Source organism: Stenotrophomonas maltophilia, from assembly GCF_006974125.1.
In the GTDB taxonomy this organism is placed as follows: domain Bacteria; phylum Pseudomonadota; class Gammaproteobacteria; order Xanthomonadales; family Xanthomonadaceae; genus Stenotrophomonas; species Stenotrophomonas maltophilia_O.
In genome coordinates, this window is record NZ_CP037858.1 from 2,091,141 (window position 1) to 2,104,877 (window position 13,737).

The following is a 13,737-nucleotide window of genomic DNA, read 5'->3' on the forward strand; positions in this document are numbered from 1 at the left end:
GGCCGGCAACCTCGCGAACTCGGCTATGCTCTGGATTGCCGGCCAGCGGCCGGCACTACCGTTGTCCGAGGAAGCAACGCAGCATGCAGACATCCACCGAGCTTGCGCGGCCGATCGACCGCTATTTCGCCAGCTACTCCGACGACCACCGCAATGTGATCAACCAGCGCATCCACGTGGTGGCGGTGCCGGCGATCCTGTGGTCGGTGGTGGCCCTGCTGTGGTGCCTGCCGCCGCTGATCACCTGGTTCCAGTACGGCATCTGGTCGGCGTTCGCGATGTTCAGCGCCTGGTGCTTCTACAACAAGCTGTCGCGCCCGCTGGGCATCGGCATGCTCATCCAGTTCTTCGTGTTCGGCTGCCTGTGCCGCCTGCTGGAGGCCGAGATCGGCCTGCAGGCCCTGCGCTGGGTGGCGGTGGGCGTGTTCGTGGTGGCCTGGATCGCACAGTTCATCGGCCACAAGTTCGAGGGCCGCAAGCCCAGCTTCCTGACCGACCTGACCTACCTGCTGATCGGCCCGGCCTGGGTGATGGCCAAGTTCTACCGAAAGCTCGACTGGCGCTACTGACCTGCCCATGCCCGGCGGCGCCCATCGTTTCCTGAACGGGCAGATTCCGTCACCCGCACTCCACGACGGCCCTGCCAGCCTGCGCCGGTGACTCGCTCCCCACGTCCCGCCCGTCGACGGCAGCCCCTGTGCGACAGGGCCTGCGGTCTCCCTGCGTGGGCGTAGGGTGTCCCCCGAGGGCAACCGGGGAGGGACTGCAGGAACGCGATGCTGCACCGCAGAAAAAATGAATCAGCGAACGTTACATGCAATTGATCGCTGTTCGATGGGTTTCGGCGACATTTCGCGGCCTGTTATTCTCCCTGACCTGCTCGTGAATCATGGATTCCCTGCATGCTCCCCAGCCTGCCCCTGCTGCTGGCCCTGCCGTTCCTGATGGCAGCGGCTGTTGCGGCCTTCCCCCGTAGTTCGCGCTCGACTGCTGCCTGGCTGGCGGCGCTGGCGCCGTTGGGCGGACTGGCCATCCTCGGCTGGCTGACCCCGTCCGTACTCGATGGCCAGGTGGTCCGCACCCTGGTGCCCTGGCTGCCGCAGATCGGCCTGGACTTCACCCTGCGCCTGGACGGGCTGGCGTGGATGTTCGCCGGGCTGGTGCTGGGCATCGGCGCGCTGGTGGTGCTGTACGCGCGCTACTACCTGAGCCAGCAGGACAACGCGCACCGCTTCTACTGCTACCTGCTGCTGTTCATGGGCGCCATGCTGGGCATGGTGCTGTCGGGCAACCTGCTGTTGCTGATGATCTTCTGGGAAATGACCAGCATCAGCTCGTTCCTGCTGATCGGCTTCTGGTCGCACCGCCAGGACGCCCGCGAAGGCGCACGCATGGCGCTGGTGATCACCGGCGGCGGCGGCCTGGCCCTGCTCGGTGGCGTGCTGCTGATCGGCCGCATCGTCGGCAGCTTCGACCTGGACGTGGTGCTGGCCGCCGGTGAGCAGATCCGCGCCAGCGCGCTGTACCCCTACGCACTGTTCCTGGTGCTGGCCGGCATCTTCACCAAGAGCGCGCAGTTCCCGTTCCACTTCTGGCTGCCGCACGCGATGGCAGCGCCGACGCCGGTCTCGGCCTACCTGCACTCGGCCACCATGGTGAAGGCCGGCGTATTCCTGCTGGCGCGGCTGCACCCGGCGCTGGCCGGCAGCGACCTGTTCTTCTACACGGTCAGCGGCATCGGCGCGCTGACCCTGCTGATCGGTGCCTGGAATGCGATCTTCCAGCACGACCTGAAAGGCCTGCTGGCGTACTCGACGATCTCGCACCTGGGCCTGATCACCCTGCTGTTCGGCCTGTCCACGCCGATGGCGGTGGTGGCGGGCGTGTTCCACATCCTCAACCACGCCACCTTCAAGGCCTCGCTGTTCATGGCGGCCGGCATCATCGACCACGAGACCGGCACCCGTGACATGCGCAAGCTGGGTGGCCTGCGCAGGCTGATGCCGTTCACCAGCGCGCTGGCGATCATCGCCTCGCTGGCGATGGCCGGCATTCCACTGCTCAACGGCTTCCTGTCCAAGGAAATGCTGTTCGCCGAGGCGCTGACCGCCGGTGGCGGCCCGGGTGCGATGCGCACCGCGGTGTCGATCGCCGCGCTGCTGGCCGGCGTGTTCGGCGTGGCCTACAGCCTGCGCTTCGTGCACGACACCTTCTTCGGCTCCGGCCCGCACGACCTGGACCGCGTGCCGCACGAGCCGCCGCGCTGGATGAAGGTGCCGGTGGAACTGCTGGTGGTGATCTGTATCGCAGTGGGCGTGGCACCGGCACTGACGGTAGCTCCGGTGCTGCATGCCGCTGCCGCCTCGATCCTCGGCAACGCCATGCCCGAGTACAGCCTGGCGGTGTGGCACGGCTTCAATCTGCCGCTGGCGATGAGCGCGATCGGCGTGGTCGGCGGCGTGGCGCTGTACTTCGGCCTGCGCAAGCTGATCAACCTGCACGGCGTGGAAACCCGCACCACCGGCCGCAACGTGTTCCATGCGCAGCTGGATGCCCTTTCCGCGCTGGCCATGCGCCTGACCAACGGCATCGCCAATGGCAGCCTGCAGCGCATGCTGCTGGGCCTGGTGCTGGTGGCGATCGCAGTTGCCGCCGCGCCGTTCGTGGCCAACCCGGCCTCGCCGAACTGGACCGCGCCGCAGCCGATCCCGCTGCTGGGCTGGGCGCTGTGGCTGGTGATGATGGCCTGTGCGGTCGCCACCCTGCGCGTCTACAAGCAGCGCCTGCTGGCAGTGCTGCTGGTCGGTGGCGTCGGCCTGATGGTGGCACTGACCTTCGTGTTCCTGTCCGCGCCCGACCTGGCGCTGACCCAGCTGCTGGTAGAGATGGTCACCCTGGTGCTGATGCTGCTGGGCATGAACTACCTGCCCGCGCAGTCCGGGCCGGAGCGGCCGCGCTGGCGCAAGCGGCGCGACGCGGTGATCGCGATCATCGCCGGCGCCGGCCTCGGCGCGCTGGCCTATTCGGCAATGACGCTGCCGCCGAACACCATGGCCGGCGAACTGCTCGCCCGTGCGTTGCCCGAGGCCTACGGCCAGAACGTGGTCAACGTGATCCTGGTCGACTTCCGCGGCTTCGATACCTTCGGCGAGATCACCGTGTTCGGCATCGCTGCGCTGGTGGTGCATGCGCTGCTGCGGCGCACGCGGATGGCGCCGGAACAGATCATGCCCGGCCCGCCGATCAAGCTACCGGTACCGGCCGACCTGGCGCAGATCATGTTCCCGCTGACGCTGACCGTGTCGATCTTCCTGTTCCTGCGCGGCCACAACGCGCCCGGTGGTGGCTTCATCGCCGGCCTGGTGCTGGCGGTGCCGCTGCTGATCCAGTACGTGATCCAGGGCACCGCCTCGGTGGAGTCGCGCTTCGGCTTCGACTACATCCGCTGCATCGGCATGGGCCTGCTGATCGCCCTGCTCAGCGGCAGTGCCTCGATGCTGTTCGGCGTACCGTTCCTGACCAGTGGTCACCTGGACCTGCACCTGCCGCTGATCGGCGACGTGCCGCTGGCCAGCGCGATTGGTTTTGACATCGGCGTCTACCTGGTGGTGTTCGGCGGCGCCATGCTGATGCTGTCGATGATGGGCACGATCAAACCGTCGCGTACCCGCACTGCCCGCAAGGGTGAGATCGACCTGCAACGCCGTTCGGCCCGCACCGGGGAGATGCACTGATGGAACTGGCCCTGGCTACCGCGATCGGCGTGCTCACCGCCATCGGCATCTACCTGCTGCTGCGTGCGCGCAGCTTCGATGTGATCCTCGGCATGACCTTCCTGTCCTACGCCACCAACCTGCTGATCTTCGCCGGTGGCCGCGTGGTGCTGGGCAAGGCGCCGGTGCTGCAGGAAGGTGTGGACAGCCACCTCGGCAACTACACCGACCCGCTGCCGCAGGCGCTGGTGCTGACCGCGATCGTGATCGCCTTCGCGATGACCGCGGTGAGCATCGTGCTGGCCATGCGCAGCCGCAGCGACAACCACAGCGACCATGTGGACGCCCACGAGCCGGATGACGACCTGCAGGATGAGCGCGTGCCGCCACGCCAGGGCGAGGACCGCGCATGAACCACCTGGTGATCCTGCCGATCCTGATTCCGCTGCTGGGTGCTGCACTGTCGCTGTTCGTCGAACACCGTCGCTATGGCCCCAAGGTGCAGCGCGCGGTGGCCTGGACCGCGCTGTCGGCGCTGGCGCTGGCGGTGGGCCTGCTGTTTGCCACCACCGCCAGTGGTGAGATCAACGTCTACCTGCTCGGCGACTGGCCGTCGCGGCTGGGTATCGCGCTGGTGGCCGACCGGCTGTCGGCGTGGATGCTGCTGACCACCCTGCTGCTGGCCATTCCCTGCCTGCTGCACGCTTGCTCGGGCTGGGACCGCCGCGCACCGCACTTCCACGCGCTGTTCCAGTTCCAGCTGGTCGGCCTCAACGGTGCGTTCCTGACCGGCGACATCTTCAACCTGTTCGTGTTCTTCGAGGTGATGCTGATCGCCTCCTACGGCCTGCTGCTCAGTGGTGGCCGTGGCCTGCGCATGCGCATCGGCCTGCACTACGTGGTGTTCAACGTCACCGCCTCGACCCTGTTCCTGATCGCACTGGGCCTGCTGTACGCCTCGCTGGGTTCGCTGAACATGGCCGAGCTGTCGCAGCGCATCGCCGAGGTGCCGCCGGCACAGCTGACGCTGGTGAAGGCGACAATGGGCCTGTTGCTGCTGGTGTTCTGCGCCAAGGCGGCGCTGATGCCGCTGTACCTGTGGTTGCCGGAAGCCTATTCGCGCGCGCCGGCCGCCGTGGCTGCGCTGTTCGCGATCATGACCAAGGTCGGCCTGTATTCGGTGCTGCGCATCCAGATGCTGTGGTTCGGCGACGATGCCGGCGCGATGGCCGGCTATGGCCGCGACTGGCTGCTATGGGCCGGCGTGGCAACGCTGGTGCTGGGTGGCCTGGGTGCGCTGGCCGCAACCCGCCTGCGCGTGCTGATCTCCTACCTGGTGATCGTGTCGGCAGCCACGCTGTTCATCGCCTTCTCGGTGGGCACGCCACAGGTGCTGTCGGCCGGCCTGTACTACCTGCCACACAGCAGCTTCGTCGCCGCCGCGCTGTTCCTGATTGCCGACCTGATCCGCCGCCGACGCGGTGGTGCCAGCGACCGCAAGGAAGTGGTGGCGCCGATGCCGGGCAAGGAAACGCCGGCGGTGCTGTTCCTGATCGGCGCGGTGTCGGTGGCCGGCCTGCCGCCGCTGTCCGGCTTCCTGGCCAAGGCCGCGCTGCTGGCCGGCATGCCGGCGCAGTACACCGCCCCGGTCTGGACTGCGGTACTGGTCAGCAGCCTGCTGGTGATCATGGGCCTGACCCGCGGCGGTATCCGCCTGTTCTGGCGCGTGCCGCCTGTCGAGGCCGATGCACCGAAGCCGCGCAAGGCACGCCTGCGCCGGGTCGAGCTGTACGCGGCCTGCATCCTGCTGGCCTACGGCATCGGCATGACCCTGGCCGCTGCACCGCTGATGCGCTACACCGACGCCACCGCCGCACAGCTGCTGCACCCCAGCGAGTACGTGCAGCAGTTGCGCGCGACCACGCCGGAGATCCGCCAGCCATGACCGCCCAGCGTTCCCTGTTCCGCCGCGTCATTCCCTCGCCGATGCTCAGCATCATGGTGGTGGCGTTCTGGCTGCTGATGTCCGACAGCTTCACCCTCGGCCAGATCGTGCTGGGGCTGGTACTGGGCGTGGTGGTGCCACTGTTTGCCGCGCGCCTGGACCGCGAGTTCGCGCGCATCGGCACGCTGCGTCCGTTGCCGAAACTGCTGTGCGTGACCCTGTGGGACATCCTGATGTCCAACATCCGCGTCGCCATCCAGGTGCTCGGCCCGGAGAAGAACATCCACCCCGGTTTCATCTGGTTGCCGCTGGACATCGCCAACATCCACGGCATCGCCGCGCTGACCAGCATGATCACCCTGACCCCGGGCACGGTCTCGGCCGCGCTCAGCGACGACCGCAAGTTCCTGCTGGTGCACGTGCTGCACCTGGAGGACCCACAGGACCTGATCGATACGATCAAGCGCCGTTACGAGGCGCCGTTGATGGAGATCTTCCCATGACCGGTTTTGAAGTCATCCAGACCACCCTGGTGGTGTGCATGCACGTGGTCGGCCTGGCCATGCTGCTGGCCACCTGGCGCCTGCTGCGCGGGCCGACCGTGCCCGACCGCATCCTCGCGCTGGACACCCTGTCGGTGACCGCGATCGCCGAGCTGATGCTGTTCGGCATGTACCTCAACTCGCCGATCTACTTCGAGGCGGCGCTGATCATCGCCATGCTCGGCTTCGGCAGCACCGTGGTGCTGAGCAAGTTCGTGCTGCGCCGGGACATCGTCGAATGATCACCGCGATCCAGATCGGCCTGTCGATCCTGCTGCTGTTCGGCTGCTTCTTCATCCTGGTCGGCGCACTGGGCCTGGTGAAGCTGTCCACCTTCTTCAAGCGCCTGCACGCACCGACCAAGGCCAGCACGCTGGGCGTGGGCTGCGTACTGGTGTGTTCGGTGTGCTACCACATCTTCCTGGGCCAGGACCCGCAGCCGCGCGAGCTGCTGATCACCGTGTTCCTGTTCATCACCGCACCGATCAGCGCGCACATGATGGCCAAGGCCGCGCTGTCGCTGCTGATGGAGAAGCGCCCCAGCCTGCCCGGCAACGAGCCGGTTGCCGAAGAACAGATGCCTCCGCCGGAACCGGTGCGGGAAGAAGAGGCCACGCAGAACCGGTAGTGCCGGCCGCTGGCCGGCAATCGCAAGGGTTCCGTCAGAGGCAATGCGGTTGCCGGCCAGCGGCCGGCACTACCTCATGCCGCGCCGACCAGCAGCAGCTCCAGCACGAACCAGCCAACAAACGCGACCAGCAGGATCACGCCTTCGCCCCGGCTGATCTTCAGGTCGCCACGCAGCATCGGGTACAGCACCAGCGCGAAGGCCAGCAGCGCCGGCAGTTCCAGGCGCACGAACGAGGCCGGTAGCGCCAGCGGCTGCAGCACCGCCATCGCACCGATCACCAGCAACAGGTTGACCACGCTGGAACCCAGTACGTGACCCAGCACCATGTCGCCATGACCACGGCGCGCGGCCGCAATGGCGGTGGCCACCTCCGGCAACGCGGTGCCGATCGCTACCGGCAGCAGGCCGACCAGCAGCGGCGTCCAACCCAGGGCTGCGCCGAAGTCCGCCGCGGCCCCCACCACCAGGCGTGCGCCCCAGTACAGGGCCAGCGCCGCGATCAGCACCCGCAGCACGTTCAACGGCAGACTGGTGCGGCTCAGTGCGGACTCGGCGATGGCCGCCTGCACCTCGGTGCTCTCGCTACGACCACGGCGCAGCAGCAGCACCTGCACCACGATGAAGCCGGCCAGCAGTACGCCGCCCTCCCAGCGTGCCAGGCCGCCATCAAGACCGAACAGGATCAGCAACACGCCGGCCGCCAGCAGCGACCACCACAACACCGTCTGCAGGCGCGCGCGCAGCAGCAGGGGCGCAGCCATGGCCGCCACGGCCAGGGTCAGGCCCAGGTTGACGATGCTGCTGCCCACCGCATTGCCGAGTGCCAACTCTGGCTGGCCGACAGCCAGCGCGCGCGCGTTGACCGCCAGTTCCGGCAACGAGGTGGTCACCCCAAGCAGCAGCAGGCCGGCGGTGAACGGGCTGGCCCCGAAGCGCTGGGCCAGGCCGGACACGGCCTTGACGATGGAGTCCCCACCCAGCGCCAGCAGCAGCAGGCCGAGCAGGAACCAGGCAATGGCAATGGCGATCATCGAGCACTCCCCCAGCGGTCGTGGCGCGATTCTACGCTTGGCCCGCGTACATGGCTGGGCCCTCGATCAAGAATCAGCCACAGCCTTCCGCATAATCGACCTGTGGGGTGCGACCGACCCGCCAAGCGCCGACCCGGCCATCGGCACCGAGCGCGAAGTCGATCACCGCAGCACCCTCCTGCGCTGGGCGAACGCGCAGGTGCTGGGCCTTCTCGTCGTACTTGTCGGGGCCGACGTCAGCCCGCTCCGGGTACAGCACCTGCAGCTCGCCCAGGGTCATGCCGACCTTGCCGCCGCCCGGCGCGGTGATGGCAGCGCTGCGCACGTCGTAACGCACCAGCTTGCGCGCCTCGATCATCAGGCGCGGATCCTCGGCATCCTGCGGGCGCAGGAAGTAGCAGCCGTCATTGCCGTCGTCGGCTGGCAGGGGCTTGCCACTGGCATCGGTGCCCAGCCCCTGCAACGGCGTGCCGAAGCCGGCGCGGACCTCGGCGATGCCAGCGCCCAGCTTTGCGCCGGCGAAGCCGTCCAGGCGTGCCGGGCCCTGTTCTGCTGCCGGTGCAGGCACAGCAGGAGCAGCAGCGGCGGGTGCGGGAGTCGCATCAACCGCGGCGGGTGCCTCGGCAGTGCGGTTGCAGGCGGTGAGCGAAAGGAGCAACAGACCAGCAAGCGGAAGGTGCTTCATCGGTGCGGTTCCCTGGCACGAAGATGGCTGCACGCTAGCCCATCCTGTGTGCAGGCGCTGCATTGTCATCTCGGTTTCATCGCCTTCGTTCAGGCTCGGCGAGCACCGACCTGGCCGTCCCTTCCATGCAACCGCGCAAGACCGATCTCGCCCGAACCGCGCTGCAGGCCCACCGCGCGCCGCTGGACATGCGCCAGCGCCGGCTGTTGATCCTGTGCGACGGCCAGCGCAGCATCGCCGACCTGACCGGGCTGATGGGCCAGGAAGCACCGGCAATGGTGATCCAGCTGATCCAGGGCGGCTACCTGGAAACCGGGCCGGTGGCCGAAGCGGCGCCCCCTCCCATGCCGGAAACGACACAGCGTGTCGCTCCCCCTCCCGCGCCTGCGGTGCCTGCGCCCGTCACGGCACCGGCGCCGGTCGAGCGCCGCCGTTCGCTGGTGTCCGCGCGCATCTACCTGCTGGGCATCCTGGAAATGCAGCGCCACCCGCAGGCGGCCGCGCTGTTCCGCGACCTGCAGCAGGCCCGCGCCGAAGACGATGTGGTGAAGGTGCTGCAGGCGGCGCTGCAGGTATTGCCCGGCATGACGTCCGAAGGTTATTGCCAGCGCGTGCGGCAGCGCCTGCTGGAGGCGCTGCCCACCAAACACTGCGGTGCCTTTGCTGAAGCCATCTAGGGATTCAAGCCGCCACCTCGTCGTCTATCTCCGAAAGCGCGTCTTGTATTGGAGACGGCGCCAAGCCTGCCAACTCCGGGCATTTATATACAACATGATTCCAAAGAAACACAAAATTGGAGATCGTAACTGGCATAGCTATCCGATAAGAACTTAGCTTACTAAACAAAAGTCTCCGATCAGCTCGGAAAAGCGCCTTACTAGCGCCATCTTTCCAATCGAAGTATTGCGCCATCGGCAGAAGCATCTCAGCGTCAGCTCTAATTCTGAATCGAGCATGCGCCATCGCGGCCCATTGACCAGATCTATAGTGCCGAAGCGCCAAATCATCAAATATCTTCAACATACTCCACTCGCTCGTCTCTAGCGTTGCAAAAACGCCATTAAGAGCTCGATTCAGATCCGAATGGCCATGCCAATGGGTCTTGCATTTATATCGCAGATCATGCTCCACCTCGTGCCAACCCTCAGAGAGCATTGACCTCAATTGGACCTCAAAAGTTGTATCGAGGGGAACATCCGCGAAACCACCACGCTCCAGCTCCACACAATCCTCTTGCTTCATTCTGAAAACAAGATTGCGCCTGACAACGTTAAAAGTGGATTCATCGATATTGTCAATCGATGACGAATCTGGCAAATATTCGTACTTCCGCTTCAGCAGGTCTTCCACAATTGAAACATCGTCAGGGAAGTACAGCGCAACTCGGACCCCCACACCATCTTGGATCAGCCTGCCTCCAACGCTGTACTTGCCTGGCTCGCGATCAAGCTTCCGCTTTAGGGATGACTTAGATTTACCTCTAGCGAAAACTCGCGCCAAGAGTCCAATTGAAAGGACGTCACCCTCGACCTGCCGCCGAATACGTTCAGCCACAACATCCAAGGCGCCGTTCATACACCCACCCTCCCGAGAATATCTCTAATCTCCCCTAGGTGATCGATCGATATTTCGACAAAGCTTGGTTTGCTTGGCTCAAAGATCAAGCCACGTTGCTTCAGACTGCGAATGCCTTCATATAGCTCTTCTGGAGAAAAATCATTGCTTCTACTACAAATCCCCTTGATCGGCCTTCTCCGATGGAAATTTAGCGATCCAACGGGCCAGAATTTCTCTAGGATGAATTTATCCAACTCTGAAGACCGCTCATCTGTTGCCCGGTCAGCCGGCAACATAGGCCTCCCAAGCGCAGCAATAAACTCGGGCTCAGCAAAGCAACCTAAGATATGAACTTGTCCCGATGCAACTCCTCGAACACCGCACTCATAGAATTTGCAGTTCAAGAATGTCACAGCGGATAGATGTGATAAATCAAAACTGCATCTTTTAAATGTACAGTCATTGAACTGGAACTGAGAAACGAAGCTTTGACCAATCGTCACACCTTCCAAAGAGAGCGAATCCGCTTCCCCTCCTGAAAGAGGATAGTCAATACCACCGTCCAGCCTGCAGGAAAAATCGATCCTACTGGTCCAATCCAAGAACTCCATCACACCAGAAAGCGAGCCTTTAAGGGCGGCCCTCCGTGCTGGGCTTCTTGACGCGTGAGAAAGTACGGCAGGCTCCAGGAATCGCAGATCATCATTCATCCAAGCCGGGTCAGCTATTATATTTTCAGCAACAAAGTTACCAAAGACAAACTCATTTATAAATCCAATCTTGGAATCATCACTAGCACTCCTATCAAGAAGCGCATGACTAGCAAGCTTATTTGCAACCTCGTCTCGAGACGGCTTTTCGGAAGAAGAATAACCCGAGCGAACCTCATCGAGAATTCTTATGTATGATGACTTAATAAACTCAACAATATACTCCCTATCCTCCGAGGTATATCCAAGTTCAATCATGTCGCGCGCTATACCCGTCAACACGTTGTACTGACCTTGAATGTCGAGACGGAGATCCTGGCGCGAACGCTCGCGATCAAGCATATGCGAAAAATAAGATGCAACTAACTCATCTTTGCTTTCAATCGCTGCAGTGAACTTCTGATCCTCGATGCAGCGCAGATAGGAAAGAAGGACCGGATTGGCAATTCCCTCAAGGCTGATCCCAGATGTTTCAATTTCGCTCCGGCGCTCTTGGGGAAGCCAGTCAGTAATCCTTGGCTCATTCAAGCTGAATCTAAATACATCGAAACTATCCGCATTCGCATCCATCCATCTATGGAAATCATCACCCTCAAAAAGAACAGTTCTTCGAGTAGTTAGGATGATCTTCGCTTTAGATTTCAGGAGCTCGCCAATAGTTTCCAGCATAGGCTCCGCACGCTCAAACTCTTGACCGCTATCACTCTTCCTGAGCAGCTCATCAAAGCCATCCAACACGACCACAACTCGCCCTTTCGAGATTTCACTCTCAACTAAGCGGGACTTCAACTGCGGGAAAGTCCGATCAATTTCATCTAGAAGGACGTATCTAAATATCTTTGCAGATCTATTCCTAGACAACTCCGAGAAAAGTGGAAGCCTGTTTGACTTCTCTAGGATTTCGTTGACCACCTCATAGGCGGTACAAGTTTTCCCAAACCCTGCTGCAGCCTCAATAAGAAAAAGAGCCGGCCTATCACTCTCCAGCCTATTTATTATTTCGGTAGCAACCGGCACCTCACCCTCTTTTCCGTTGACAAAATAGGGGGCATTAATGTACTTATACCTCGCCAAACTTGAATATGGGGAGGTTATCGACTTGGTGAACTTATGATAATCTGACCTAAGACGCTCTCGACTAGAATCAACCGAAAAAAACCCTTTAAAGAGAGCTGTCTCAACATCGTGCGCAGACCTAATCTTGCGAACAGTGCAGGCATAACCAGATAGAGTATATTGATCAAAAGCCTCAGTGATCTTACTACTATCCTCCATTGAAACGATTTCCGCATTGTTAAAATAGCCATTATTCAGGGTAAACACCCAAAGGCCATCTGCAGCATATTTCGTTTCGCACTTAAAGCCGTACTCCTTGTATGCCTTGATCACTTCCTGAATCACAGTTCCCCCTCACACGGCTGCTTCACGAACGTTAACCTGATCTTAGCATCCGTTGATGCAGAAGCAGTGCTTATAGAGGCAAATCAAGAGGGAGTATATTTTCCCGTCTCCGCCAAGCGCAGAGGCGCGCACTCCGCATGCAGACGGCGCGATCTACCGCGTCAATTCCGAACCAACGGAGCTAGTTCTGTTGCTAAGCACCAGAACTAGCGGAAATTGTTGCGCAGGCCGTTCCAGCACTGCTGGTAATCACCCTGGCGGTGGCCGGCAGCCAACGCCTGCGCGCTCGGGCGGATCACCGCGCGGGTTTCAAACATGAAGGCCATCGTGTCCTTGATCACGTCCGGCCTGGACAGATCGGCATGGGACGCCTTGTCGAAGGTGGGCGCATCCGGGCCGTGGCCGCTCATGCAGTTGTGCAGCGACGCGCCACCCGGCACGAAGCCTTCGGCCTTGGCGTCGTAGGCGCCATGCACCAGGCCCATGAACTCGCTGGCGATGTTGCGATGGAACCACGGCGGGCGGAACGTGTTCTGCGCCACCAGCCAGCGCGGCGGGAAAATCGCGAAGTCCATGTTGCTGGTCCCCGGCGTGTCACTGGGCGAATGCAGCACCAGGAAGATCGACGGATCCGGGTGGTCGTAGCTGATCGAACCGATGGTGTTGAAGCGACGCAGGTCGTAGCGGTACGGCGCGTAGTTGCCGTGCCAGGCCACCACGTCCAGCGGCGAATGGTCGATCGGTGCACGCCACAGGCGGCCCTCGAACTTGGCGATCAGCTCGAAATCGCCATCCACATCCTCGAACGCTGCGTGCGGGGTTTCGAAGTCGCGCGGATTGGCCAGGCCGTTGGAACCGATCGGGCCGAGGTCGGGCAGCTTCAGCAGCGCACCGTAGTTCTCGCAGATGTAGCCACGGCTCGGGCCATCGGGCAGTTCAACGCGGAAGCGCACGCCGCGCGGGATCACCGCGATCTGCTGCGGCTCGATCTCGATCACGCCCAGCTCGGTCAGCAGGCGCAGCGCGCCCAGCTGCGGCACGATCAGCAGCTCGCCGTCGGCGTCGTAGAAGTAGCGGCCGACCATGTCGCGGTTGGCAGCGTATAGGTGGATGCCCACGCCGGCATGCGCATCGGGCGAGCCGTTGCCACCCATCGTGTACAGGCCTTCGACAAAATCGGTCGGCAGCTCCGGCAGCGGCAGCGGGCTCCAGCGCAGCTGGTTTGGCGAGGCCGGCTGCGCGCCGAAATCACACTGCAGCTGCGACTGCGCGAACGGGGTGAACTCGCCATGGGTCACCGCCGGGCGGATCCGGTACAGCCAGCTGCGGCGGTTGCTGCCACGCGGCGCGGTGAAGGCGGTGCCGGTCAGCTGTTCGGCGTACAGGCCGTGGGCCACCTTCTGCGGCGAGTTCTGCCCGACCGGCAGCGCGCCGGCGACGGCCTCGGTGGCGAACTCGTTGCCGAAGCCGGACTGGTAGCCGCGGGCGGTGATGGCGGTGGACATGGGAACTCCAGAGATTG

Annotated in this window: 13 protein-coding genes; 8 read left to right on the forward strand and 5 right to left on the reverse strand. The window is 63.0% G+C overall.

Features of this window, described 5'->3' with window-relative positions; genetic code table 11:
* Positions 1 to 83: 83 nt before the first annotated feature.
* The 7 genes from EZ304_RS09525 (at position 84) to EZ304_RS09555 (ending at position 6,828) form a co-directional block, all read left to right on the forward strand.
* Positions 84 to 569 (forward strand): DUF962 domain-containing protein, encoded by a 486-nt coding sequence (locus EZ304_RS09525; protein WP_134528084.1) that lies wholly within the window; start codon positions 84 to 86, stop codon positions 567 to 569.
* 333 nt (positions 570 to 902) lie between these two features.
* The gene (locus tag EZ304_RS09530) at positions 903 to 3,734 is read left to right on the forward strand and encodes a monovalent cation/H+ antiporter subunit A (protein WP_142806887.1); all 2,832 of its coding nucleotides are present in this window, start codon (positions 903 to 905) and stop codon (positions 3,732 to 3,734) included.
* Entirely contained in the window at positions 3,734 to 4,126 is a 393-nt protein-coding gene (locus EZ304_RS09535) for a Na+/H+ antiporter subunit C (RefSeq protein WP_005419863.1), read from the forward strand. The genes EZ304_RS09530 and EZ304_RS09535 overlap by 1 nt, the downstream gene beginning before the upstream one ends.
* Positions 4,123 to 5,658, forward strand: a complete 1,536-nt coding sequence (locus tag EZ304_RS09540) for a monovalent cation/H+ antiporter subunit D (RefSeq protein WP_099554067.1) — start codon at positions 4,123 to 4,125, stop codon at positions 5,656 to 5,658. Before EZ304_RS09535 ends, EZ304_RS09540 begins: the two co-directional genes overlap by 4 nt.
* Complete coding sequence (locus EZ304_RS09545; RefSeq protein WP_019338585.1) at positions 5,655 to 6,161, forward strand: Na+/H+ antiporter subunit E; 507 nt, start codon at positions 5,655 to 5,657, stop codon at positions 6,159 to 6,161. Before EZ304_RS09540 ends, EZ304_RS09545 begins: the two co-directional genes overlap by 4 nt.
* Entirely contained in the window at positions 6,158 to 6,442 is a 285-nt protein-coding gene (locus EZ304_RS09550) for a K+/H+ antiporter subunit F (protein ID WP_005411334.1), read from the forward strand. The genes EZ304_RS09545 and EZ304_RS09550 overlap by 4 nt, the downstream gene beginning before the upstream one ends.
* Positions 6,439 to 6,828, forward strand: a complete 390-nt coding sequence (locus EZ304_RS09555; protein WP_099554064.1) for a Na+/H+ antiporter subunit G — start codon at positions 6,439 to 6,441, stop codon at positions 6,826 to 6,828. Before EZ304_RS09550 ends, EZ304_RS09555 begins: the two co-directional genes overlap by 4 nt.
* A 74-nt stretch (positions 6,829 to 6,902) precedes the next feature.
* Here EZ304_RS09555 and EZ304_RS09560 read toward each other — a convergent pair whose 3' ends face one another.
* Both EZ304_RS09560 and EZ304_RS09565 read right to left on the reverse strand, forming a co-directional pair.
* Positions 6,903 to 7,862 carry a sodium:calcium antiporter gene (locus EZ304_RS09560; protein ID WP_099554062.1) on the reverse strand — a complete coding sequence of 320 codons (960 nt, stop codon included), beginning with the start codon at positions 7,860 to 7,862 and terminating at the stop codon, positions 6,903 to 6,905.
* Positions 7,863 to 7,935: 73 nt separating this feature from the next.
* Complete coding sequence (locus EZ304_RS09565; protein WP_142806888.1) at positions 7,936 to 8,547, reverse strand: hypothetical protein; 612 nt, start codon at positions 8,545 to 8,547, stop codon at positions 7,936 to 7,938.
* 125 nt (positions 8,548 to 8,672) lie between these two features.
* Between EZ304_RS09565 and EZ304_RS09570 the strand changes: the two genes are divergently transcribed.
* Positions 8,673 to 9,224, forward strand: a complete 552-nt coding sequence (locus tag EZ304_RS09570) for a hypothetical protein (protein ID WP_142806889.1) — start codon at positions 8,673 to 8,675, stop codon at positions 9,222 to 9,224.
* 4 nt (positions 9,225 to 9,228) lie between these two features.
* On the opposite strand, the gene EZ304_RS09575 is transcribed toward EZ304_RS09570, so the two are convergent.
* From EZ304_RS09575 to hmgA, 3 genes are all read right to left on the reverse strand, one after another.
* Complete coding sequence (locus tag EZ304_RS09575; protein ID WP_142806890.1) at positions 9,229 to 10,122, reverse strand: RelA/SpoT domain-containing protein; 894 nt, start codon at positions 10,120 to 10,122, stop codon at positions 9,229 to 9,231.
* Positions 10,119 to 12,203 carry a hypothetical protein gene (locus EZ304_RS09580; protein ID WP_221931200.1) on the reverse strand — a complete coding sequence of 695 codons (2,085 nt, stop codon included), beginning with the start codon at positions 12,201 to 12,203 and terminating at the stop codon, positions 10,119 to 10,121. Before EZ304_RS09580 ends, EZ304_RS09575 begins: the two co-directional genes overlap by 4 nt.
* Before the next feature lie 218 nt (positions 12,204 to 12,421).
* Entirely contained in the window at positions 12,422 to 13,720 is a 1,299-nt protein-coding gene (hmgA, locus tag EZ304_RS09585; protein ID WP_142806892.1) for a homogentisate 1,2-dioxygenase, read from the reverse strand.
* Positions 13,721 to 13,737 lie beyond the last annotated feature (17 nt).

What these genes read in the sequence shown, in the direction of transcription:
- EZ304_RS09560 (WP_099554062.1), bottom strand. Translation starts at nt 7,862, where the DNA reads ATGATCGCCATTGCCATTGCCTGGTTCCTGCTCGGCCTGCTGCTGCTG.
- EZ304_RS09545 (WP_019338585.1), top strand. Translation starts at nt 5,655, where the DNA reads ATGACCGCCCAGCGTTCCCTGTTCCGCCGCGTCATTCCCTCGCCGATG.
- EZ304_RS09555 (WP_099554064.1), top strand. Translation starts at nt 6,439, where the DNA reads ATGATCACCGCGATCCAGATCGGCCTGTCGATCCTGCTGCTGTTCGGC.
- EZ304_RS09530 (WP_142806887.1), top strand. Translation starts at nt 903, where the DNA reads ATGCTCCCCAGCCTGCCCCTGCTGCTGGCCCTGCCGTTCCTGATGGCA.
- EZ304_RS09575 (WP_142806890.1), bottom strand. Translation starts at nt 10,122, where the DNA reads ATGAACGGCGCCTTGGATGTTGTGGCTGAACGTATTCGGCGGCAGGTC.
- EZ304_RS09540 (WP_099554067.1), top strand. Translation starts at nt 4,123, where the DNA reads ATGAACCACCTGGTGATCCTGCCGATCCTGATTCCGCTGCTGGGTGCT.
- hmgA (WP_142806892.1), bottom strand. Translation starts at nt 13,720, where the DNA reads ATGTCCACCGCCATCACCGCCCGCGGCTACCAGTCCGGCTTCGGCAAC.
- EZ304_RS09525 (WP_134528084.1), top strand. Translation starts at nt 84, where the DNA reads ATGCAGACATCCACCGAGCTTGCGCGGCCGATCGACCGCTATTTCGCC.
- EZ304_RS09565 (WP_142806888.1), bottom strand. Translation starts at nt 8,547, where the DNA reads ATGAAGCACCTTCCGCTTGCTGGTCTGTTGCTCCTTTCGCTCACCGCC.
- EZ304_RS09550 (WP_005411334.1), top strand. Translation starts at nt 6,158, where the DNA reads ATGACCGGTTTTGAAGTCATCCAGACCACCCTGGTGGTGTGCATGCAC.
- EZ304_RS09535 (WP_005419863.1), top strand. Translation starts at nt 3,734, where the DNA reads ATGGAACTGGCCCTGGCTACCGCGATCGGCGTGCTCACCGCCATCGGC.
- EZ304_RS09570 (WP_142806889.1), top strand. Translation starts at nt 8,673, where the DNA reads ATGCAACCGCGCAAGACCGATCTCGCCCGAACCGCGCTGCAGGCCCAC.